The sequence below is a fragment of the Streptomyces iconiensis genome (genome assembly GCF_028657195.3).
In the GTDB taxonomy this organism is placed as follows: Bacteria; Actinomycetota; Actinomycetes; order Streptomycetales; family Streptomycetaceae; genus Streptomyces; species Streptomyces iconiensis.
Genome location: NZ_JANCPR020000001.1, coordinates 108,123 through 130,816, shown reverse-complemented (window position 1 = coordinate 130,816; position 22,694 = coordinate 108,123). Strand labels below are relative to the sequence as shown.

The 22,694-nt window shown below is 71.3% G+C and carries 20 protein-coding genes; 6 read left to right on the top strand and 14 right to left on the bottom strand.

The annotated features are described in order from the left end of the window. Positions 1-319 precede the first annotated feature (319 nt). Complete coding sequence (locus NMN56_RS00550; RefSeq protein WP_274039858.1) at positions 320-1,081, bottom strand: TetR/AcrR family transcriptional regulator; 762 nt, start codon at positions 1,079-1,081, stop codon at positions 320-322. A 109-nt stretch (positions 1,082-1,190) separates the two neighbouring features. Here NMN56_RS00550 and NMN56_RS00545 point away from each other — a divergent pair, with 109 nt between their 5' ends. Beyond that, positions 1,191-2,135 carry an ATP-binding cassette domain-containing protein gene (locus NMN56_RS00545; protein ID WP_274039859.1) on the top strand — a complete coding sequence of 315 codons (945 nt, stop codon included), beginning with the start codon at positions 1,191-1,193 and terminating at the stop codon, positions 2,133-2,135. Then, positions 2,128-2,874, top strand: a complete 747-nt coding sequence (locus NMN56_RS00540; protein ID WP_274039860.1) for an ABC transporter permease — start codon at positions 2,128-2,130, stop codon at positions 2,872-2,874. The genes NMN56_RS00545 and NMN56_RS00540 overlap by 8 nt, the downstream gene beginning before the upstream one ends. Before the next feature lie 52 nt (positions 2,875-2,926). Here the strand turns inward: NMN56_RS00540 and NMN56_RS00535 are convergent, their stop codons facing one another. After that, complete coding sequence (locus tag NMN56_RS00535) at positions 2,927-3,568, bottom strand: TetR family transcriptional regulator (protein WP_274039861.1); 642 nt, start codon at positions 3,566-3,568, stop codon at positions 2,927-2,929. Positions 3,569-3,700: 132 nt separating this feature from the next. On the opposite strand from NMN56_RS00535, the gene NMN56_RS00530 reads away from it, so the two are divergent. Both NMN56_RS00530 and NMN56_RS00525 read left to right on the top strand, forming a co-directional pair. Next, the gene (locus NMN56_RS00530; protein ID WP_274039862.1) at positions 3,701-3,862 is read left to right on the top strand and encodes a hypothetical protein; all 162 of its coding nucleotides are present in this window, start codon (positions 3,701-3,703) and stop codon (positions 3,860-3,862) included. Positions 3,863-3,909: 47 nt separating this feature from the next. Next, positions 3,910-4,308, top strand: a complete 399-nt coding sequence (locus NMN56_RS00525; RefSeq protein ID WP_274040000.1) for a DUF4190 domain-containing protein — start codon at positions 3,910-3,912, stop codon at positions 4,306-4,308. A 1-nt stretch (position 4,309) separates the two neighbouring features. On the opposite strand, the gene NMN56_RS00520 is transcribed toward NMN56_RS00525, so the two are convergent. The 11 genes from NMN56_RS00520 to leuA form a co-directional block, all read right to left on the bottom strand. Beyond that, positions 4,310-5,125, bottom strand: coding sequence for an isoprenyl transferase (locus NMN56_RS00520; protein ID WP_274039863.1), 816 nt, complete (start codon positions 5,123-5,125; stop codon positions 4,310-4,312). A 47-nt stretch (positions 5,126-5,172) separates the two neighbouring features. Continuing rightward, positions 5,173-5,931: a DNA repair protein RecO gene (gene recO / locus NMN56_RS00515; RefSeq protein WP_274039864.1), complete on the bottom strand. Its 759-nt coding sequence runs from the start codon at positions 5,929-5,931 to the stop codon at positions 5,173-5,175. A gap of 173 nt (positions 5,932-6,104) precedes the next feature. Continuing rightward, positions 6,105-6,797, bottom strand: coding sequence for a response regulator (locus NMN56_RS00510; RefSeq protein ID WP_274039865.1), 693 nt, complete (start codon positions 6,795-6,797; stop codon positions 6,105-6,107). 183 nt (positions 6,798-6,980) lie between these two features. Then, a complete protein-coding gene (locus tag NMN56_RS00505) occupies positions 6,981-8,252 on the bottom strand; it encodes a sensor histidine kinase (RefSeq protein WP_274040001.1) in 1,272 nt (423 codons plus the stop codon). 181 nt (positions 8,253-8,433) lie between these two features. Further along, entirely contained in the window at positions 8,434-10,638 is a 2,205-nt protein-coding gene (locus NMN56_RS00500; RefSeq protein ID WP_430542435.1) for an MMPL family transporter, read from the bottom strand. 376 nt (positions 10,639-11,014) lie between these two features. After that, positions 11,015-12,886 (bottom strand): protein kinase domain-containing protein, encoded by a 1,872-nt coding sequence (locus NMN56_RS00495; RefSeq protein ID WP_274039866.1) that lies wholly within the window; start codon positions 12,884-12,886, stop codon positions 11,015-11,017. 151 nt (positions 12,887-13,037) lie between these two features. Further along, positions 13,038-14,372 (bottom strand): MFS transporter, encoded by a 1,335-nt coding sequence (locus tag NMN56_RS00490; RefSeq protein WP_274039867.1) that lies wholly within the window; start codon positions 14,370-14,372, stop codon positions 13,038-13,040. After that, complete coding sequence (locus NMN56_RS00485) at positions 14,369-15,763, bottom strand: GH1 family beta-glucosidase (RefSeq protein WP_274039868.1); 1,395 nt, start codon at positions 15,761-15,763, stop codon at positions 14,369-14,371. The genes NMN56_RS00490 and NMN56_RS00485 overlap by 4 nt, the downstream gene beginning before the upstream one ends. Before the next feature lie 209 nt (positions 15,764-15,972). Further along, positions 15,973-16,581: a GNAT family N-acetyltransferase gene (locus tag NMN56_RS00480; protein ID WP_274039869.1), complete on the bottom strand. Its 609-nt coding sequence runs from the start codon at positions 16,579-16,581 to the stop codon at positions 15,973-15,975. 250 nt (positions 16,582-16,831) lie between these two features. Beyond that, entirely contained in the window at positions 16,832-17,515 is a 684-nt protein-coding gene (locus NMN56_RS00475) for a TerB family tellurite resistance protein (RefSeq protein ID WP_274039870.1), read from the bottom strand. Between the two features lie 361 nt (positions 17,516-17,876). Beyond that, positions 17,877-19,646 carry a 2-isopropylmalate synthase gene (gene leuA, locus NMN56_RS00470; protein ID WP_274039871.1) on the bottom strand — a complete coding sequence of 590 codons (1,770 nt, stop codon included), beginning with the start codon at positions 19,644-19,646 and terminating at the stop codon, positions 17,877-17,879. 365 nt (positions 19,647-20,011) lie between these two features. Here leuA and NMN56_RS00465 point away from each other — a divergent pair, with 365 nt between their 5' ends. Together NMN56_RS00465 and NMN56_RS00460 are read left to right on the top strand one after the other, a co-directional pair. Next, entirely contained in the window at positions 20,012-21,115 is a 1,104-nt protein-coding gene (locus NMN56_RS00465; protein WP_274039872.1) for a M4 family metallopeptidase, read from the top strand. A 182-nt stretch (positions 21,116-21,297) separates the two neighbouring features. Continuing rightward, the gene (locus NMN56_RS00460; RefSeq protein ID WP_274039873.1) at positions 21,298-21,564 is read left to right on the top strand and encodes a protealysin inhibitor emfourin; all 267 of its coding nucleotides are present in this window, start codon (positions 21,298-21,300) and stop codon (positions 21,562-21,564) included. 15 nt (positions 21,565-21,579) lie between these two features. Here the strand turns inward: NMN56_RS00460 and NMN56_RS00455 are convergent, their stop codons facing one another. Next, positions 21,580-22,410: an HAD family acid phosphatase gene (locus NMN56_RS00455; protein ID WP_274039874.1), complete on the bottom strand. Its 831-nt coding sequence runs from the start codon at positions 22,408-22,410 to the stop codon at positions 21,580-21,582. Positions 22,411-22,694 lie beyond the last annotated feature (284 nt).

Genomic DNA, 22,694 nt, shown 5'->3' with positions numbered 1-22,694 from the left:
GCTGGGCCTTGCTCGCGGACATCCGTACGTTCGCGCTGAGCGCGCCGTTCCCCGCGCCCCTGCGATCGTGCCCCTCTCCCGCTGGCGCGCCCAACTCGCCGTCGGGGCTGAGCCTTGCTCGCAGGCATCCGTACGTTCGCGCTGAGCGCGCCGTTCCCCGCGCCCCTGCGATCGTGCCCCTCTCCCGCTGGCGCGCCCAACTCGCCGTCGGGGCTGGGCTTTGCTCGCGGGCATCCGTACGTTCGCGCTGAGCGCGCCGTTCCCCGCGCCCCTGCGATCGTGCCCCTCTCCCGCTGGGTGTCCCAGGAGCCCCCTGGGGTTATTGGGTGCGGGATTGGATGCCGTTGAGCATGACTGTCAGGCCGTATTCGAAGTCGGAGTCGTCGTTGGCGCCGGCCTCGCCTTCCAGTTCTTCCAGTTCGCCGGAGTGGAGCATCTCGGTGATGGCGGGGAAGCGGTGGGGGTCGGTGAATTGGGCGAGGAGGGTCCAGTAGTGGCGTTCGACGTCTTCCCAGGAGTTGTTGGCCGCGCGGGTCGCCTCCTCAATGTCCGCCAGGAGGGCGACGTGGCTGCGTACGTAGCCGCTGAGCATCATCAGCGTTGCCAGGCGCTCCCCGGAGTGCAGGGTCGTGCCGCGTAGGTAGCTGAGCGCCTGTTCCATCCATTCGACGCCGTGGGGTGAGAGCGGGGGCGTGCTGATGGGGATGCGGACGATCCACAGGTGCCTGCGCAGCACGTCGTGGTATGCGCGGGCCCAGTGGGCGATGCCGGCACGCCAGCCGTCCTCGGGGGGCGGGCCCGGCACGGGTGTGCCCGCTGCGGCGTCCTCCATCAGCATCAGGAGGTCGTCCTTGCGTGCGACGTAGCGGTACAGCGCCATCGTCGAGACGCCGACGTCCGAGGCGACGCGGCTCATGGAGACCGCGGCCAGCCCTTCCTTGTCGGCGATCGCGATGGCCGCCGCGACGATCCGCTCCACGTCCAGGCCGCGCGCCGGGCCCTTGCCGGGGCGCTCGCGCAGGCCCCAGGCGATCTCGACACCTGGCGGCAGGCCCGTTCCCGCTTGCTCTTCCTTCGCCATTTCCGGTGTTCCCTTTCGCTCGCCCCCTGGTGGTGTGTATAACATACGCAGTAGCGTGTACGACATACGCAATGGCGTGTGCGGGCTACGCAGAAGAGGGGGAGTGACCGTGAAGGCTGTGTCAGCACAGGGGAGTTGGGCGATCGAGGCGCGCGGGCTGGCCAAGGCGTACGGTGCCGTGCGGGTGCTCGGCGGGCTGGATCTGCGCGTGCGGCGTGGCAGCGTCTTCGCGATGCTCGGGCCCAACGGCGCGGGCAAGACCACCACCGTGCGCATCCTCACGACACTCACCCGGGCCGACGCGGGCGAGGCCCGGGTCGCCGGGCACGACGTGATCGCCGAACGGGCCGCCGTACGCAGCGCGATCAGCCTCACGGGGCAGTACGCGGCGCTCGACGAAGAGCAGACCGGCGAGGAGAACCTGCGCATGATGGCCCGGCTGCGCGGGCGTTCACGCTGCCAGGCCGCGCACACCGCACGCGAGTTGCTGGAGCGCTTCGCGCTCACCGACGCCGCGCGCCGCCGCGTGTCCACGTACTCCGGTGGCATGCGGCGGCGCCTCGACATCGCCGCCGGGCTCACCGGCGATCCCGAGGTCGTCTTCCTCGACGAGCCCACCACCGGGCTCGATCCGCGCAGCCGGCGCACGATGTGGGAGGTCGTGGCGTCGCTGGGCGAGGCGGGCGTGACGGTCTTCCTCACCACGCAGTACCTGGAGGAGGCCGACATGCTGGCCGACCACATCGTCGTCCTGGACCGGGGCGCGGCCATCGCCGAGGGCACTCCTGACGAGCTGAAGAAGCGCGTCGCGGCGCAGCGCCTCGACCTGACCATGACCGACCGGCACGCCTACGACGCGATGGCCCGGCGGCTCGGCGGGCGCGCCGTGCACGAGGCGCCCGGGGAGCTGATGCTCGGGGTGGCGTCCGACGGTTCGGCGCCGCAGGTACGCGCCCTGCTGGACGAACTGGACCCGGCCAGGGTGGAGATCTCCCGCTTCGCCGTGCACAGCGCCACCCTCGACGACGTGTTCCTGGAGCTGACCCATGAGTGACTACGCCGTGATGGCCACCCGCAGCATCCGGCTGAGCAGGCGCAACCTCGACGCGGTGATCACCTCGCTGGTGCTGCCCGTGCTGCTCATGCTGGTGTTCGTCTACTTCTTCGGGGGCGCGATAGAGACCAGCACGGGCACCTACGTCACCTATGTGGCGCCCGGCGTCCTGGTGATGTGCGCCGGCTACGGCGCCTCGATGACCGCGACCACCATCAGCAACGACATGACCACCGGCATCATCGACCGCTTCCGCTCCATGGACACCAGCGGTACGGCCCTGCTGACCGGGCATGTGGTGGCGAGCGTGGTGCGGAACGCGGTGGCGACCGCCGCCGTCCTCGCGGTCGCCTTCGCCATCGGCTTCCGCCCGCAGGCGGGTCCCGCCGCGTGGCTGGCGGCGCTGGTGATCCTCGTGCTCTACATCTCGGCGCTCTCCTGGCTGGCCGCGGCGGCAGGACTGCTGGCCAAATCGCCTGAGGCGGCAGGGGGTTTCACGTTCTTCACGCTGTTCCTGCCCTACCCCAGCAGCGCGTTCGTGCCGATCGACACCATGCCGAGCTGGCTGCACGGCTTCGCGGAGAACCAGCCCGTCACGCCCGTCATCGAGTCGATGCGCGGACTGCTGCTGGACAAGCCACTGGGCGACAGCCACTGGCATGCCCTCGCCTGGTGTGTCGGGCTGCTCGCCGTGGCGCTGCCGCTGTGCGGCATGCTCTTCCGCTGGCGTACGCGGTGAGACCGGTGGCGGCGTACGCGGTGAGAGCCACGGGCCGGAGGGGGGCTCCCGGTCAGTCGGTCGAGGTCCAGTGCCTGCGGCCGAGGCTGATCAGCCGGAGCTGGCGGCGTGCGGTGCGCGCCACGGCGGCCTCGTCGGGACCCTCGCCCTGGGCCGCCTCCAGGAAGGCGGAGGCGGTCATCACCATGTGGTCGACATAGGTCTCGCCGAGCATGCGCAGATCGTCCGCGCTCCAGTCCCGCGAGATCTCGTCGTCCGCGAGCACCTGCGCCACCTCGTCGGCGAACCGGTCGAGCTGGGCGCCTATGGCGACACGTACGGCGGCCACTCCCCCGCGCCGTTCGCGGACCACGAAGCGGATGTGCTCAGGGTGTTCGCGAACGAAGGCGGCGATGGCCTCCACCGAGTGGTCGATACGGTCGCCGTCCTCGCTGCGCTCGGCCAGACCGGAGGTGACGACTCCGTGGAGAGCACCGAGCGAGTCCTCGACCAGCGCCACACCCAGGTCGGCGACATCGCGGAAGTGCCGGTAGAAGGCGGCGGGCGACACCCCTACGGCGCGGGTGATCTCGCGCAGTCCGAGGCTGCTGAGGCTCTGGTGCTCCAGTAGCGACAGCCCGGCATCCAGGAGGGCGCGGCGGGTTCTGGCCTTCTGGGCCTCGCGCTGCGAGGGGCGGACCTGGGTGCTGCTCATGTACTTCAGTAAACAGTTGTGCGCCCACTGCTGGCAATGCTGTACGCTCGAACTCAGTGAACAGTTGTAATCACAACTGTTCACTGAAACCGGAAGCCCGTTACCACGCAACGAGTGGGGAGAGCGAAACAGATGATCTTCCTTGTCGCGGCGTTCCTCCTGCTGGGCCTCCTCGTTGGCCCACCGGCCCAGCTGCCGCCGCCCGTCACCCTCACGGCAGCCGCCGTCATCGGCGTCTGGCTGCTCGTCTTCGCCGTCCGAGAGCGCAACCGCCGTCACCGGCACGGGAGTTGATCCCAGTGAGCACCTCCACCACGGACACAGCCACCGACACCACAGCCATGGACGTCGCCACCGACACCACAGCCACCACCGCCGTGGACAGCGCCACCGACACCACACCCGCGGACAGCACCGCGGTGGACGCCGGCGCCACGGGCCGCGCCGGCACGGACAACGGCGGGGACAGCGGTGCTGGGAGGGCGCGTACCAAGCCCGAAGGGGTGGAGAACGCCGACAGCATGGCCGTCGCCTCGTTCGTCATGGGGCTGGTCGGGCTGCTGGTCTTCAACCTCTTCCTCGGACCCTGCGCCCTGGTCCTGGGCGGTCTCGCGCTCGCCCGGAACACCACGCGCCGAGGCCGCGCCCTGTTCGGCACGGCACTCGGCGCTGCCGACCTCGTCGTGCTCGCCGTCACGGTCACCGCCAACGGCACCGTGAGCTGGAACTTCGCCGGCTGACCTACTTCTGCTTGCCCTCGGGCCGCGCGCCGCCGAACCTGCGGTCGCGCTGCGCGTACTCCAGGCACGCACGCCACAGGTCGCGCCGGTCGAAGTCCGGCCACAGTACGTCCTGGTAGACCATCTCGGCGTAAGCACTCTGCCAGATCAGGTAGTTGGAGGTGCGCTGCTCGCCGGAGGGGCGCAGGAAGAGATCGACGTCCGGCATGTCGCTGTAGTAGAGGTACTTCGCGAACGTCTTCTCGTTCACCTTCGACGGGTCGAGCTTGCCCGCGCGCACGTCCTCGGCGAGGGCCTGCGCCGCGTCGGCCAGCTCGGCCCTGCCGCCGTAGTTGACGCAGAAGTAGAGCGTCATCGCGTCGTTGCGCGTCGTCTGCTCCTGCGCTATCTGCAGCTCCTGCACGACCGACTTCCACAGCTTGGGCATCCGGCCGACCCAGCGGATACGGATGCCGAGCGCGTCCATCTCGTCACGGCGGCGGCGGATCACGTCGCGGTTGAAGTTCATGAGGAAGCGGACCTCTTCGGGTGAGCGCTTCCAGTTCTCCGTCGAGAACGCGTACAGGGAGAGATTCTTGACGCCCATCTCCAGGCAGCCCTTGAGCACGTCCATGACGACGCCCTCGCCGACCTTGTGCCCCTCCGTACGGGGCAGGCCACGCTCCTTGGCCCACCGGCCGTTGCCGTCCATGACGACCGCCACATGGTTCGGGACCAGCTCACCGGGGATCTTGGGCGGGCGGGCACCCGAGGGGTGCGGCTCGGGCCTTGCGTACTCGCGTTGCTGCTGCCAGGACAGCATTCCGCGGCGTGCCATCTCGGTACTCATCTCCAGCGGGGCCTACGGCAGGGACCCGGCTGAGCCTAACGGCTCGGCGCCTGCCGGACGTACCGCAGGGAGCGCAGACCGCGCTCCATGTGCCAGTGCAGATACGCCGAAACCAGCCCCGACCCCTCGCGGCAGTGCCGCGCCTCGGCGGCGTCAGCCGTCGCCCAGTCCCCGGTCAGCAGGGCCCCCAGCAACCGCAGCGCCTCCGGCGAGGGCACCACGCTGCCCGGCACCCGGCAGTCGCCGCACACCACGCCGCCGGAGCCCACGGAGAAGAACCGGTTCGGTCCCGGCAGCCCGCACTTCGCGCAGTCGCCGAAACTGGGCGCGTAGCCGCCCATGGCGAGGGAGCGCAGCAAGAACGCGTCCAGCACGAGCCCAGGCCCGTGCTCGCCCGAGGCCAGCGTGCGCAACCCGCCCACCAGCAGCAGATACTGCTGCACATTGGGCTGGCCCTCGTGGTCCGTGAACCGCTCGGCGGTCTCCAGCATGGCCGTACCTGCGGTGTACCTGTCGTAGTCCGCCACGATGCCCTGGCCGTACGCGGCGATCGTCTCCGTCTGCGTGCACAGGGGCAGGCCCCGCCCCACCAGTTCGCTGCCCCGCGCGAAGAACTGCACATCCACATGGCTGAACGGCTCCAGCCGCGCCCCGAACTTCGACTTCGTCCGCCGCACCCCCCGCGCCACGGCCCGCACCCGCCCGTGACCCCGCGTAAGCACAGTGATGATGCGGTCCGCCTCACCCAGCTTCTGAGTGCGCAGCACGATGCCGTCGTCGCGGAACAAGCTCACGAGACCACCGCCTCGCGCTCCGGCCGGGGGTACGGGGGTCGCCCCCCGGAAGACAACAGCTGTGTGCGCAGCACGATGCCGTCGTCGCGGAACAGGCTCACGAGGCCACCGCCTCGCGGCGCGGCTTCGCGGCATGGGACTGACTCATACGCGCATTGTCCCGTACCGGCGGGTCAGGTGGGGGTTCCCGGGGTGACCAGGCCGGACTCGTACGCGGCGATGACCAGTTGTGCGCGGTCGCGTACGGAGAGTTTGCCCATGATGCGGCTCACGTGGGTCTTGGCGGTGAGCGGCGAGAGGCCGAGGGCCTCTGCGATCTCGGTGTTGTTCAGGCCGCGCGCGACCAGGGAGAGTACCTGGCGTTCGCGTACGGACAGTACGTGCAGTGCGTCCGGGCCGTGCTCGCCCGGAGCGGGTGCCTCCGGCGCGCGCAGGACGCGCGCGATCAGCCGGGCCGTGGGCCCTGGCGAGAGCAGCGAGTCACCGGCTGCGACGGTCCGTATGGCATCGAGAAGATCCGCCGGCTTGGTGTCCTTGACCAGGAACCCGGAGGCCCCGGCGCGCAGTGCCTCGACGACGTGCTCGTCGGTGTCGTACGTGGTGAGCACGAGAATCCGCACGCCGCTGAGGTCCTCGTCCGCCGCGATGAGCCGGGTCGCCTCGATGCCGTCCAGGTCGGGCATGCGAATGTCCATCACCACCACGTCGGCCCGTGCCGAACGGGTCACCGCCACGGCCTCCCGCCCCGTGCCGGCCTCCCCGACGACGGACATGTCCGGTGCCGAGGCGACGAGCATCGCGAAGGCGGCGCGCACGAGGGTCTGGTCGTCGGCGAGAACGATCCGGATGGGCGGCGCTGCGGTCATGAGAAGCCTCTCGGTGTTTCGCGCGTTTCGCGGGTTCGGTTCGCAGGTTCGGTGGGTCTCGATGAGTCGGTCTCGGGCGGCTCGGGTGTTCCGGGGCGCCCAGGAGGTCCCGGTGCGCGGAGGGAGTTACGGGGAGTGGTGCGCGACGGGCCGCAGGCCAGGGCGCGGTCGGCCGGGCGGCGGTCAGCCGGGGCCGCCCACCGGCAGGAGCGCGGTGACGGCGAAGCCGGGGGCGCGCAGGCGCGGGCCGGCCTCCAGCGTGCCGCCGACGCTGCGGGCCCGTTCGCGCATGCCCGCGATGCCGAATCCGGGCACGCGGGTGACGGGAGCGGGGGCGTCGGGCGCCGGTTCCGGATCGGGTTCGGGTTCGGGTTCGGGCTCCTCTTCACCGCCGTCGTCGACGACGCTGACGCGCAGCATCCCCTCGGCGCCCTCCACCACGGCCCGTATCGCCACCGAGGCGCCCGCGTGCCGCACGGCGTTGGTCATGGCCTCCTGCACGATGCGGTAGGCGGCGGCACCGACGGCCGGTGCCGGCTCGGCCTCCAACGCCGAGTCGCGGACGGCGAGTTCGACGCGCGCGCCCGCGCCCGAGGCGGCCCGTGCCAGGTCGGGCAGCCCGGAGAGTCCGGGCAGCGGCCCCGCGCGGCCCGCGTCGTCGGCGCGCAGCACCTCCAGCGTCGTACGCAGTTCGGCGCGTGCCGAGCGGCAGGTGTCGGAGATGCCGTCGAGCGCCTTGGCGACGGCCTCCTTGTCGAGGCGCTCCGGGTCGGCGACGAGCACGTGTGCGGCGACGGAGGTCTGGACGCCGATGAGGGTGATGCTGTGCGCGAGCAGGTCGTGCAAATCGCGCGCGATGCGCAGCCTTTCCTGCGCCACGCGCCGCGCCGCCTCCTCCTCGCGGGTGCGCTCGGCCCGTTCGGCCCGTTCGACGACGGCGCGTACGTAGTTGCGGTGGATGCGTATGGTCTCGCCGAACAGCACACACACGACGAGCCAGCCCGAGGTGCGCAGCATCTCGGTGAGCTGGTGGGTGGCGCCCGCGCCTCCCATGACCATCGCCATGACCCCGACGATGACGCCGATGGTGGCGAACGAGCGCAGCGGCGGCCCGGCAGCCGCCATGGAGTAGAGCGCGATCAGCGCGGCGGGAACGGCGGCGGAGTGGGTGAAGTCCTGGGCGTGGTACGGGCCGACACACAGGACGATGGCCACGATCGTGAGCCAGGGCGCGCGGCGCCTGAAGGTCAGTGCCGCACCCGAGAGGGTGAGCAGGGCCCAGCCGAGTGCGGTGGGCGGGTGTCCGTCGCCCGGCCCCGCGAGCAGCGCCGTCACCGTCTGCGCGACGGTGACGGCGAGCGCGAGGAGAAGGTCGCGCCGGGAGACCGGCACCCTCTCCTCCTGCGGGGAGCGCAGGGGGCGGGTCATGACCGAGGTGAGCGGATCCCGGGGCATCTTCACGCCTCCAATCCTGCTGCATGGGAGGGGAGTTCGGCCCCTGAGGGCTGGAACAGCGGCGGGGAGCCGGGGCGGGTGGGAGCCGGCGGAGTGCGGGCGGGAGCCGGGGGTGTGGGGCGGGAGCGGGTGCCTGTCTGCCGGGGCGTGGTCCGGCAGACAGGTGCCCGCTCCCCGTAGCTCACTCGCCCTGCCGCGCCTTCGCCGCACCCTCCTCCCGGAACAGCCGCCCCGGCCACCACATCCAGCGCCTGAGCAACTGGCTCGCTGAGGTGACCAGATACGTACGGACCAGGAACGTGTCCAGCAGGACGCCCACGGCGATGACGAAGCCCAGCTCGGCCATCATCACCATCGGCATGGTCGCCAGGACGCAGAAGGTGGCGGCCAGCACGATCCCCGCTGAGGCGATGACGCCGCCGGTCGTCCGCAGCGCGGTGAGCGCGGCCTCGGCCACGGGAGCGCCGCGCAGGGACTCCTCCCGCATGCGGTGCATCAGGAAGATGCCGTAGTCGACGCCGAGTGCGACCAGGAAGACGAACGACAGCAGCGGAACGCCCGGATCCAGGCCCTCGAAGCCCAGAACGGGCCCGAACACCAGCCCGCCCAGGCCCATCGCCGCGCCCCACGAGGCGACGACGGCCGCGGCGAGGATGAGCGGCGCGACGAGGCTGCGCAGCAGCGCGATCAGGATGATCAGCACGGCTGCCAGCACGAGGGGGATGACCACGGCGCGGTCGTCGGCGTTGGCCTCCTCCAGGTCGATCTGCTCGGCGCTGGGCCCGCCGACGAGCGCGCCTGCGCCCTCCAGGGAGCCGAGTTCGCCGCGCAGGTCGTGGATCGTGTCCTTCTCCCGTTCGGAGCCGGGGCCGCCCTCGGCGAAGACCGCGAACTCGGTCCAGCCGCCTCCACTGCGCCCGCGCTCCACGCGCGCCACGCCGTCGCCGGACTTGGCGGTGCTCTCCACGCGTGCGGCCTCTCCTGTGCGCGCCAGCACGGTCACGGGCTGACGGCTCCGCTCGGGGAAGGAGGTCTGCACGGTCTCCATGGCGGAGACGGACTCGGGCTTGTCGGTGAAGGTGTCCTGCGGGCGCAGGTCGCCCGGAAGCGCGACCGAACCCAGCGCGAGCGCGCCCAGCAGCGCGGCCCCGCCCGCCAGGACGGCGACCGGGCGGCGTCCCGCCGAGGTGCCCATGAAGGTGAACAGCGAGCGCCGCGCGACGAGTTGGCTGCCGTAAGCGGGGATCAGCGGCCAGAAGACGCGCCGCCCCAGCAGCACCAGCAGCGCGGGCAGCAGCGTGCCCATGGCGACCAGTGCGCACAGGACGCCGATGGCGCCGACGGGTCCGAGGCCGCTGACGCTGTTGAGGTCGGCGGCGAGCAGGCACAGCAGCCCCGCCGCGACCGTCGCCGAGGAGGCGAGTACCGCCGGCCCGCAGCCGCGCAGCGCGGCGGACATGGCGTCGAACGGCCGCTCGTGGCGCCGCAGTTCCTCCCGGTAGCGGGAGACGAGCAGCAGCGCGTAGTCGGTGCCGGCGCCGAAGATGAGCACCGTCATCACGGAGGTGTTCATGGTCGTGACCGTGAGGTCGAACGCCTGCACAAGCCCGTAGACCAGCGCCATCGAGGAGAGCGCGGCGAAGCCGACCACCGTCAACGGGACCAGCCACAGCACCGGGCTGCGGTAGGTGAGGATCAGCAGGATGGCGACGACCGTCGCCGTTCCCAGCATCAGCGTCGAGTCGGCCGAATCGAAGATCGCGCTGCTGTCGGCCTCCAGCGCCCCGGGGCCGCCGAGTTCGACCTGGAGCCCGCTCGGCGGATCGGCGAGCGACTCGCGGATGTCGCCGACGGCCTTGTCGCGGGCCTCCTCCTCCATGCCGGTGAGCGAGAAAGCGGTCAGCAGCGTCTTGCCGTCCTTGGCAGGCACCGAACGCGGAACGGCCTTGCCGCCCGTGCTCTCGTACTCCCCTGTGATCGCCCGCGCCTGCCGCTGGGCCGTTTCCCTGTCGGCCGCCGTGAGGCCGCCGTCGCGGTGGTGCACCAGGAGCAGGTCGGTGGTGTTGCCCCCGGGGAGCTGGTCGAGGAGCTTGTGCACACGGGTCGAGTCGGCGCTCGCCGGGAGGTAGTCGGTGGGCTGGTCGCGGGTGGAGTCACCCAGCTTTCCGCTGAACGGCAGGGCCAGCGCGAGCACCACGAGCCACAGGCCGATCACCGCCCAGGGCAGGCTCCTGCGGCGCCCCGACCCCCGTACGGGGCTACCGCGTCCTTCTTGTCCACCGCGCCCCTTGTGGCCGCCGTCGCCTCCGTGACCGCCACCTTCACCCGGTGGCGCCGGGTGTTCCTCCGGTCTGTCGGTCTGTGTCCGTGTCGTCACGGGTCCCATCGGGGCCCCCTCACTCCGTCGGGATGTCCGGTCACCACCAGACTTCCGGCGACGGCGCCCGCGTGCGTCGCTCGCGGGGGCGAGGTGGGCGTTACCGCCCGGGGTGTGTGAAGGCGACTCGTACTCCTGGGGGCGTACTCCCTGTGCCGTGCCCGGCCCTTGCGGGCTGCCTTGGGCGCTTTGCCGAGGGAGGGGGTGCTGCTTGCTGTGCGTTGCGGGCTGCCCCGTGAGTTGTGGCTTGGCGCGCAGTTCCCCGCGCCCCTTCGGGGCGCCTGACGTGGCGCCCTCAGCCTGTGGCTTGGCGCGCCCACGCGGCGGAGCCGCACATGACACAGACCCGCACCCCCTTCGGGGCGCCCTTACCTACGCGGTGGCCTCAACAGCGGGTCGAGGGGCCGCTTTGGCGGGTGAGGTTGTCGTTGGACATCCAGCCCGTTGTGTTGGTGCCGGCTATGCGGACGTAGGTCCAGTTGTTGCCGCGGGCGTTGACGACGGAGCAGTGGTACCAGAGCTTCGCGCCGGACTTGGCCAGGGTGACGGCGGAGCAGCGCTGGTAGGGGCCGGTGGTGAGGTGGTAGCTGCCGGACATGATGCCGTAGGTGCCCGGTTTCGGGTTCTTGTGGGTCCAGCCGGTGCAACTCTTCGAGATGGGGCGGGGCTTGGGCGGCGGGGCCTGGGACGGGCCTGTCGTGCCGTCCTTGTCGCCCGGCCGGGGCTTGCGGTCGGGCTTCTTGTCCCCGGGCCGCTCCTCGCCCGGCCTGCTCGGCCGCTGCGGGGGCGCGCTGGAGGGCTTCTTGTGGACGTCGTGGGACGGTGAGGCGCTCGGTGACTTCTTGCGCGCGTCTTTCTTGTCCTGGTCGGGCTCGCCGGACCCCTTGCCGGAAGGGGCGGCGGCCTGCGGCGCCTTCGGGTCGTCGTCCGTCCCGCCCTGGTTGCCCGTCAGCGCGTACGTGACACCGCCGCCGGCTAGCAGCACGGCGGCCACCGCAGCGGCGATGAGCGTACGGCTGCGCCGCCGCGCGCGGTCGGGTGCGGAGCGGGCAGCGCCGTCGGCGGCTCCCGGCGGGCCGACGGGCGGCTGTCCGGGGTGCTGTTGACCGGCCAGCTGCCGGCCGCCCGGGTACGGGCCACCCGGCTGCGAGGCGGTGTGCGGTGGGGGCGGCGGGCCGAAGGCGGACGCCGCGGGTCCTGGAACCGGCCCGGCGGCGGGTCCGTACGCGGGGGTTTCCCGCCCGTACGCGGGGGCTTCCTGCCCGTAAGCGGGAGGTTCCTGCCCGTACGCCGAAGCCGGAGGCGGCCCGAAAGCGGGGGTCGCCGGGGACGCCGGGGCGCCCGGAGTGGCGGACGTGGACGGAGACGGGGCCGGGGGCGGCGCGGAGAGGTTCAGCGTGCCGCCCGCCGCTATCTGCTCCAGCATCTCGCGGGCCTGCCCGGCGTCGGGGCGGTTCGCCGGGTCCTTGGCCATCAGCGCGTGCAGCACAGGCGTGAGAGCGCCGGCCTGGCGCGGCTCCGTGAGGGGTTCGGTGACGATCGCCGCCAGCGTGGACCACACGGAGGTGCGCCGGAACGGCCAGGTGCCCTCGACGGCCGCGTACAGGGTCATACCGAGCGACCAGATGTCCGAGGCAGGTCCGGGTTCCCTGCCCTGCGCGCGCTCGGGCGGCAGGAAGTCGAGCGAGCCGACGAGGTCGCCGCTGCGCGTCAGCTTGGTCACCGCGTCGTCGCCCTGGGCGCCCATGCTCGCGATGCCGAAGTCCGTGAGGACCACCCGGCCGCCGCGCTCCAGCAGCACGTTTCCCGGCTTCACGTCCCGGTGCAGCACCCCGACCTGGTGCGCGGCGTCGAGCGCGTCCATCAGCTTCGCGCCGATGGCGGCGGCTTCCCGCGGCTCCAGGGTGCCGCGCTCGCTGAGCACGTCGTCGAGCGAGGGCCCGTCGACGAGTTCCATGACGATGACCGGCAGGCCCCCGTCCTCGGTCACGTCGTGCACGGTCACCACGCCGCCGTGCCGGATACGGGCCGCCGCCTGGGCCTCCCGCTTCATCCGGTCGCGCAGGTCGCTCAGTTCGAAGGCGGAGGTGTCGGTGAAGGCCCGCAGGATCTTGACCGCGACCTCTCTGCCCAGCACTTCGTCCACGGCGCGGGCGACCACGCCCATACCGCCGCGCCCGACAACCGAGGTCACCCGGTAACGCTCCCCGAGCACCTTGCCGATCAGCTCTCCGCCGTTCGCCTCCCCCGGACCCACCCGCACACTCCGTCCCGTAACTGCCCGTCAAGTCCCTGACGTGGAAGGCACCAGCGTAGACGTTCGAGCCGTCGGAGACGGTTCCGGGCCGGGGCCCCGGCTCAGGCCACGGGACCCGGAACGCGGGCGCTGTCGGGCAGGTTCCCTGCCGCTATGCGACGCCCCGGATACGCCCCACCAGTACGGCCCCGAGAAGTCCCACCCCGGCGGAGACGAGGTAGAGGACCGGGTAGCCGCCCAGGTGGTTGACCAGGGGCGCGGCCAGCGCAGGAGCAGCCACCTGGGGAAGGGAGTTGGCGATGTTGATGACACCCAGGTCCTTGCCCCGGTGCGCTGCCGCCGGCAGTACGTCGGCCATGAGCGCGAAGTCGACGGAGGTGAAGACGCCGAAGCCGATGCCGAGCAGCGCGGCGGCGACGAGGACGCCGGTCCAGCTCTGCCAGAACGCCATGATCCCGGCAGCGAAGGCCATCACCACGCCCGCCCACAGTACGAACGGCTTGCGCCGCCCGACCCGGTCGGACCAGACGCCGCCGACGACGACGGTGGCCAGCAGCAGCACGGCGTTGAGTGCCGTCACGACGAGCACGCCGCTCGCCGCCTTCTCACCGTCCCCCGCGTACAGCACGTCGCGGAAGTAGTACAGGAGGTAGAGCAGCGCGAGGGCGTTGCCCAGGTTGATCAGGAAGCGGGTCAGCCAGGCCCAGCCGAAGTCGCGGTGCACGCGCGGGTCGATCCAGAACCCGGCCGCGAACCCCCGCCAGCTGAACGGGGGCCGCCGCGCGGCGGGCAGCGGGGTGTCCTGGCGCAGCAGGACGTACGGCGCGACGGCGAGCACCGTGAACAGCGCGCACGCGAGGTACCCGGCGGTGATACCGCCGGCGGCCATGGCCAGGCCCGTACCGAGGACGATGCCGAGGGTCTGCGAGACGCCCAGCCAGCCGCCGACACCGCCGCGCTGACGCACCGGTACCCGGTCGGGCACAGCGGCGACGACGGCGGCGAACGTGGCGTTGAGCGCCAGCTGCACCACGCACCAGCCCAGCACCATCGTGGTGACGTCACGTGCAAGCGCGAGCAGTACGAGCCCCGCCGCACCGCCCAGAACGCCCGCCACCACCCAGGGCGTACGCCGCCCGAAGCGGGAGACGGTGCGGTCGGAGAGCGCGCCGAAGAGGGGGTTGGCGACGAGGGAGACGGCTGCCCCGATGCCGGTGACCCAGGCGAGCACGGACTCCTTGCTCCAGCCTGCCGGGGCGAGTTCGGCCGCCTGGAGCGCGAGCAGCACCTGGATGGGCCCGTACCAGCCCACCCACACCGAGCCGTTGGCGAGCGAGAGTGCCGCCGTCCAGCGCGGCGTGACGCGCTCGGTCGGCTCGGCGAACGGATCGGCCCCGGCGCCCGGCGGGTCCTGTACGGGGCCGGCGGGTGCCGGTCCCTGTGGTTCGGCGTCCGGGGCGCCCGCGTCCGGCGCCGGCAGGGTCATCGCGCGCCGCCGCGCTGCTGTCTCAGCGCGTCCCGCAGCCAGCGGAAGGAGTCCTTCGGAGTGCGTTCCAGGGTGGTGTAGTCGACGTGCACGAGCCCGAACCGCTGGCTGTAGCCCTCGGCCCACTCGAAGTTGTCCATCAGCGACCAGACGAAGTAGCCGCGTACGTCGATCCCTTCGGCGACGGCGGCGTGCAGTTCGCGCAGGTGCCCGTCGAGGAAGGCGATGCGCCGCGCGTCGTCGGCCGCCTCGGGATAGGCGCAGCCGTTCTCCGTGATCATGATGGGGGGCAGCCGGTCGCCGTAGCGGTCGCGAAAGGTGCGCAGGGTCTCCGAGAGCCCTTCGGGGACGACGGCCCAGCCGAACCCGGTGCGCTCCTTGCCGGGTATCTCCCGTATGCCGAAGGGCAGTTCGGCGGGCAGCCCGATCCCGGCGAACTCGCCGCCCCGGCCTGCGGGGTCGGGCGCGCCGACAAGGGTGGGCTGGTAGTAGTTGACGCCGTACCAGTCCAGGGGCTCGGAGATGACCTTCAGATCGTCCTCGACGGGGCCTGGCAGCATCGCGGCCAGGCCCTCGTCCGGGTACCGGCCGAGCAGCAGCGGGTCGGCGAACATCCGGTTGGTGAGCAGGTCGTACAGGCCGGCTGCGCCGGTGTCCTCCTCGCTGTCGGACAGCGGCCAGACGGGCCCGTGCGAGTTGGCGATACCGATGGACCGCGCACCCCGCGCCCGCAGCGCCCGTACGGCGAGGCCGTGCCCGAGCAGCTGATGGTGCGCAGCGGGCAGCGCGTCGAACAACAGCCGCCTGCCGGGGGCGTGTTCGCCCAGGCCGTAGCCGAGGAGGGTCAGTTCGGCCGGCTCGTTGAGCGTGATCCAGTGCGCCACGCGGTCGCCCAGACGCGCGGCGACGGTGTCGGCGTAGTCGGCGAACAGCCGTGCCGTGTCCCGCTCCAGCCAGCCACCGCGCTCCTCGACGGGCAGGGGCGTGTCCCAGTGGAAGAGCGTGGGCACAGGCTGGATACCTGCGGCGCACAGCTCGTCGACGAGCCGGTCGTAGAAGTCGAGCCCCCGCACGTTGACCTCACCGCCGCCGGAGGGCAGGACGCGCGGCCAGGCGACGGAGAAGCGGTAAGCGCCGACGCCCAGCTCCTTCAGCAGCGCGAGGTCCTCGCGCCAGCGGTGGTAGTGCCCCGTGGCGGTGGCCGCTGTACCGCCGTCCTTGACCCGTCCGGGCTCGACCATGAAGGCGTCCCAGGCGGAGGGCCCGCGTCCGTCCTCGTCCAGCGCGCCCTCGATCTGGAACGCGGAGGTCGACACACCCCACAGGAACGTGTCGGGGAAACGGGGCAGCGGCCCGGGCTTCGGAGGGACCTTCGAGGTCAGGCTCGTCATGCCGGGACCTCATCAACGCGGCAGGCAGGAGTCAATACCCGTGCGTAACCCCGGAGTTGGCGGGGCGGGCGGGCCGGTGCCGTGCTCCCTGGTCACCTGCACCGAGGCCCCTGCGTCCGGTCCTCGCGGTCCACGCGCCCCGACAGACACCGAGGCGGCCCCGCGGCGAACCCGAGGCGGCCCCCGCCCCGACCCCGAGGTCCGCGTGCTCAGCCGCCGGCCGGCCTGCGCATCAGGGTCACGGCTCCGAACCCCATCACGCGGCGCAGGTGAGGCGTCCGCTTGGTGCTCACGGCGGTGAAGCCGAGCCGCTCGTACAGGCCGCGTGCGCGCGGGTTGCTGTCCACCACGTCGAGCGTGATCTCGGAGTGCCCCGTCTCGGCTGCCAGCTCCGACACCTCCTCGATCAGCAGCTCGCCGATCCCCCTCCCCCGTGCGGCGGCGTCCACGGCGATGCCGTCCAGCTTCAGCTCGCTCCTGCCCGGCGCCTCCTTGAACGTCGCGAGCAGCGCGTAACGGTAGGGGCCCCTGAGCGGGCCATAGGCGCGGATCATCTCGCGCCGGCCCGCGCGGGTGAGGGAGCGGCCCTCGTACTGGAGCCCCGCGAGGCCCACCAGCGCGCCGTCCCGCAGCGCGCACACGGCGCGGTCGCGGTTCATGTGGGCCGCGAGGAAAGCGACGCCCCTGGCACGGGGCTTGAGCGCGGGCCCGAGCTTGTCGGCGAACGCCTCCCAGTACAGTTCGGCCGCGCGCCCCTCGGCACCCTGCGGAACACCGCGCCGCACATCGAGCGGATCGCCCCTTTTGTCCGTCCTCATAAGACCGAGTCTGCCACCGGCTCCACCCCGCACGCCGAACGCGCCTCGCGCCGAAAGCGCCTCGACTCATGGCCGTACGTGCCTCGCGCCGAACGCGCCTCAACGCCGTACACACCTCGCGCCTCAAGCCGTACGCGCCTCGACTCAGGGCCCGTACGGCCTCGCACCTCATGCCGTACGGCCCGGCTCAGGACGTCGTACAGCCTGGCTCAGGACGCCATACGGCCCGGCTCAGAACGGCGTACCCGGCTCAGGAGGGCGTGCGGGCCTCCGCCAGCAGGCGGTCCACGTCGTCGGCGCCGATTCCCAGCGCGCGCCCGACCGTGGCCAGCACCTCACGCTCCGCCGAGCAGTAGACCCCGTCGGCCAGCGCGATCCTGGCGCCCTGCAACAGCAGGCTCTCCCGTCCCGGCACCGCCAGGTGGGGTGCGAGCGGCGCCAGTACCTCGTGCAGCTCGATCTCCAGCGACACCCCGCCCTGGCCCTCGGCGGTCAGCGCCGCGAGCAGCGTCGTCAGCTCGTCCTCCGTGCACCCGGGGAACCCGGCGGCGCACATCGTCTCGACGGCCGCGGTACGCACGGGGCGCGCCTCGGCCCCGCCCGCCGCCATCACGGCGAGGGCCACGCTGTGCACCGCCTCGCGCAGCATCGTGGACAGCCGGGTGGTGGTGGGGTGGTCCAGCACGTCGGAGGGGAGGTGCGCGCGGCAGGCAACGCACTCGACGACGGGCCCGGCGGGACCGCGCGGCACCAGCGGCACATTGAGTACGACGAAGCGGCGGCGGCCCGTACGGCGTCTGTAGCGGCGGTCACCACCGCACTCGGGGCAGAAGAAGTCCCCGTCGTCGAGGGTGCGCCAGCTCGTGCGGACACCCGCGAGGCGGATGCGCTTCGCGTCTTCGCCCGCGCGGCTCCGGCGGTCACGGGAACGCATAGCACCGCACCTCCATCACGATTCGGCAACGCTGCCGGGTGACGTGATGTTAACCACATGCCCACCGCGCCGTCAGCCCCTCTGCGCCGCCGCCTCTCACCCGGCGCACCCCGCGGCGTGCGCTGACCCCGCCGGATCCCGCCAAGCCGCCCCTGAACCGGGCCGGATGAAGGCGGCGGTTCCGGCCCGCGAACCGCGACAGCGAGGGTGGTGGAGCCGCGCAGCTCCACCACCCTCGCCCTGTCACAACCGGACCGACCCCATCCGGACCGACCCCATCAGGACCGACCCCGTGCGAACCAGCCGCATCCGAACCGGCCCCGTTACGCCGACGCCCGTGGTGCCGGCGCCCGTGGTGCGCTCAGCGCCCCGCGCGGTTGACCGCGGAGACGACGGCCTTGATCGAGGCGCGGACGATGTTCGCGTCGATACCGACGCCCCACAGCACCTGGCCGCCCACGGCGCACTCGATGTAGGCGGCGGCCTGTGCGCCGGCGCCCTCGCTCATCGTGTGCTCCACGTAGTCCAGGAGGCGTACGTCGACGTCGATGGCGTGCAGCGCGTCGAAGAACGCGGCGAGCGGGCCGTTGCCCGTGCCGCTGAGGACGACGGGTTCGCCGTCCACGACGGCCTCGACGGTCAGCGCGTCCTGGCCCTCGCTGGTGGCCGAGGTCTGCGCGCCCTTGAGCGCGATGCGGCCCCAGCCGGATTCGGTGGGCAGGTACTCGTCCTGGAAGGCCGCCCAGATGGCCGCGGGTGTGACCTCGCCGCCGTCGGTGTCGGTCTTCCCCTGGATGATCTTGGAGAACTCCACCTGCATCCGGCGGGGCAGGTCCAGGCTGTGCTCGCCCTTGAGCACGTAGGCGATGCCGCCCTTGCCCGACTGGGAGTTGACGCGGATGACGGCCTCGTAGGAGCGGCCGACGTCCTTGGGGTCGATGGGCAGGTACGGGACGGCCCACTCCATGTCGTCGACGCTCTTGCCCGCCTCGGCCGCGCGGGCCTCCATCGCTTCGAAGCCCTTCTTGATGGCGTCCTGGTGGGAGCCGGAGAAGGCGGTGTAGACGAGGTCGCCCGCGTACGGGTGGCGCGGGTGCACCTCCATCTGGTTGCAGTACTCGTAGGTGCGGCGGATCTCGTCGATCTGCGAGAAGTCGATCATCGGGTCGACGCCCTGGCTGAAGAGGTTCATGCCCAGGGTGACCAGGTCGACGTTGCCGGTGCGCTCGCCCTGCCCGAACAGGCAGCCCTCCACGCGGTCGGCGCCCGCCATGACGGCCAGCTCGGCGGCTGCCACCGCGGTACCGCGGTCGTTGTGCGGGTGTACGGACAGGCACACGTGCTCGCGCCGCGACAGGTTGCGGCCCATCCACTCGAAGCGGTCGGCGTGGGTGCTGGGCGTCGAACGCTCGACCGTGGCGGGCAGGTTCAGGATGATCTCCCGGCCCTCCTCCGGCTGCCATACGTCCATGACGCCTTCGCAGACCTCCAGCGCGAAGTCCAGCTCGGTGTCGGTGAAGATCTCGGGGCTGTACTGGTAGCCGAAGCTGGTCCGGTCGTCCAGCAGCTTCTCGGCGTACTCCATGACCAGCCGGGTGCCGTCCACGGCGATCTGCTTGACCTGCTCGCGCGTGCCGCGGAAGACGACCTCGCGGAAGGTCGGCGCCGTCGCGTTGTAGAGGTGGACGGTGGCGCGGTGTGCGCCGATCAGGGACTCGACGGTCCGCTCGATCAGCTCTTCACGGGCCTGGGTGAGGACGGAGATCGTCACGTCCTCGGGGATCGCGCCCTCCTCGATGATGGAGCGCACGAAGTCGAAGTCCGTCTGCCCCGAGGAGGGGAAGCCGACCTCGATCTCCTTGTAGCCCATGCGTACCAGCAGGTCGAACATCTCGCGCTTGCGCGCGGGGGACATCGGGTCGATCAGTGCCTGGTTGCCGTCCCGCAGGTCGGTGGACAGCCAGCGGGGCGCCTGCGTGATGCGCGCCCCGGGCCAGGTGCGGTCGGGGATGTCGACGGCCTCGTACTGCCCGTACCGGTGCACGGGCAGACCGGAGGGGCGCTGGCGTACGGCGTTCGCCGTGATGGGGGTGGCGCGGCCGACGGAGGCGTGGGGCGTGGAAGGGCTCATGTCGCGTGGGGCTCCTGTGACGGATTCGCACGGCTCGTACGGCCCGGCCGAGGTGATGAGTCTCGCTGCGGGCGCCTCACTACGAGCGGGAGGCGAAGGGCTTCTGGGACCGACGAACAGCACCGAACTCCGCGGGGAGGGGGTCGGCCGTGATGGCTACAGGCCCTCGCCGCGGCAGCTAAGAAGAAGCAGCCCGAAACGCATGATGTCCGCAGCATAACCGAGCACCAGTGCACCGCCAGGGGGCGTATCACTATGCGGGATGCCGTATCGGCGCCCCGGGAGGGACGCCCGTGTTCAACACATTGCACCGATCATGACGCCGCCCGGTGACAGGTCGATGACGTAGTGCCACATTGCCGTCTATGAACGCACATCTCTCACACCCGCGTCCCTCCGTCCACCCCGTCCCCCATCCCGTCTTCTGCGCGATCGTGCCTCCGCACGTCCTCGACCACGTCTCCCGAGCCGAGGACAGCGCGCTCTCCCGCCCGGCACGGCGCACCCTTGAGCACGACGCGTCCCAGCGCACCCGGCGCCGGATCACCACCGTGCGCATGGGCCCCGCACCGGAGGCCCTGGAGGCTCCGGCCGAGGAGAAGAAGCCGCGGCGCACCGTCTACGACGCCAAGCAGAAGGAGACACTGCCCGGGAAGAAGGTGCGCGAGGAGCAGAGCAAGCCGTCCAAGGACGCGACCGTCAACCGCGCCTACGCGGGTCTCGGCGCCACCTTCGAGCTGTACCTGTCCGTCTTCTCGCGCTATTCGATCGACAACGCGGGACTGCCCCTGGACGCGACCGTCCACTACGGCGAGGAGTACGCCAACGCCTTCTGGAACGGCGAACAGATGGTGTTCGGCGACGGGGACGGGGAGATCTTCCGCGACTTCACGCTGCCCATCGACGTCATCGGCCACGAACTCACCCACGGCGTCACGCAGTACACGGCCAACCTGGAGTACTTCGGCCAGTCCGGCGCGCTCAACGAGTCGCTCTCCGACGTCTTCGGCTCGCTCATCAAGCAGTACGGCCTCGGCCAGACCTCGGACCAGGCCGACTGGCTGATCGGGGCCGGGCTGTTCACCGAGCGGGTGGAGGGCGAGGCCCTGCGCTCGATGAAGGCGCCCGGCACCGCCTACGACGACGACGTACTCGGCAAGGACCCGCAGCCCGCCACGATGGACGACTACGTGCACACCGGAACCGACAACGGCGGGGTGCACATCAACTCCGGCATCCCCAACCACGCCTTCTACCAGCTGGCCACGGAACTGGGCGGGCACGCGTGGGAGCGCGCGGGGCAGATCTGGTACGACACGATGACCTCGGGCTCGCTGACCACCGACGCCGACTTCGCCGCGTTCGCGCGTGCCACGTCCGAGGCGGCAACGGGCCGCTACGGTGACGGCAGCGCGGAGCACGAGGCCGTGCTCAAGTCCTGGGGCGAGGTGGGCGTCCGGGTGGGCTAGGGACCCGGCAGCTGGACACCGCCGGCACCAGGAGTCACCGCCGATGCCCGGGAGTGCCAGGTGGCGGTACGCGGGAAGCGCCGGCCACGGGGAAGCGTCCGGTACGGGGCCGGACGCCACCGCGAGTGCGGGCAAGCGTCCGGTGCCTGGATGCACGGGCCGATCAGCAGGAGTATGGCCGTATGCGCATCACCGTCATCCGTACGGGCGGCTTCGGCGGGCTGACCCGCCGGGCCACCCTGCACACCGAAGGGCGGCCCGACGCGGCCGAGATCGCCTCGCTGGCCCAGGAAGCGCTCGCACAGGGCAGGGCGACGAGGTCCATGGGAGTGCCCGACGGCTTCCACTACGAGATCACCGTGGACGGCCGCACGGCCCACTGCGCCGATCCCCGTCTCACCGAGGCGCAGTCGGCGCTGATCACCAAGGTGCTGAAGGAAGGAGCCTGAGCCGGCGGAGCGCCGTCAGGGGAGGTAGTACATCGGGTTGGGCAGCTTGACCTTCCTGGCGGCGTGACCGCCCTTCAGATCGCTGTGCTGGTCGCCGAAGTTGGCGAGGATGTCGTAACCGCGCGACTCTATGTGCGCACGGGTGCCCGCCTTGTACTCGACGGTCGTGCAGTCGGTACCGCAGTCCAAGTAGGCGGGCGGGTTCTTCTCGTCCTTCAAGTAGAAGTGCTTCTTGTCGACCGGGTTCTTGTAGCCGACGTTCTTGAGGTTACGGACGCTCCAGTCGCGCTGGTACTCCTTGCGCCCGGTCAGGAAGAAGACCGTCACGCCCTTGTCGCGCGCCCAGTTGACCAGCTCGCGCATACCGAAGACGGCATCCATGTCCTTGGTACGCAGGTAGTCGTCCTGTGCTTTGGGGCTGAAGTTGTAGCCGATGTCCAGCTCGAAGTTGTAGGTCAGCAGCGTCGTGTCGTCCACGTCCAGAACGATGGCGGGCTTCTTGCCGCCCCCCGTCTTCCCCTTCTCGTGACCCCCGTGACCCCCGTGACCCCCGTGGTGCTTCTTCAGGTCGCGTGCCAGATCCTTGCGCGCGTCGGCCGCGATACCGCGCACCTGCTTGGCGTAGTTGCTCTTCGGGGACGCGTAGTGCTGACCGTCCTCCGTCTCGATGTCCCCGTAGTACGCCTCGATCTTGGTCTTCACCTGGTCGAGGTTGGGGATCTCCTTGTCGTTCCTGGGCACCGAGTGTTCGGCGGTCGCCTGGCCGACACCGAACAGCGCGGTGCCCGCGACGGCGGCTGCGGCAAGGGTGACGACGGGCAGTGTTCTTCTGAGGCGACGGGTCATGGGGCTGGCTCCTCGCTCGACGGCGCTGGTGGGCAGGGACATGGCGCCATGCGGACACGAGGGCGCCCGGAACGCACGAAGCGACCGGCACAAGGGCGCACGAAGCGCGCCCGGCACATGAACAACATGGAGCCTGCACGGAACCCGGGGAACGTAACAGCGCGGCCAACGCCGTATCTACGCGCGGAGATTCAACAGTCGGCAAAGTCCGTCGGTACCCGCTCCACACCCCGCGCACCAACGCCCGGCCCTGTACGCCCTCTTGACCCCTCACTGTTCAGCTA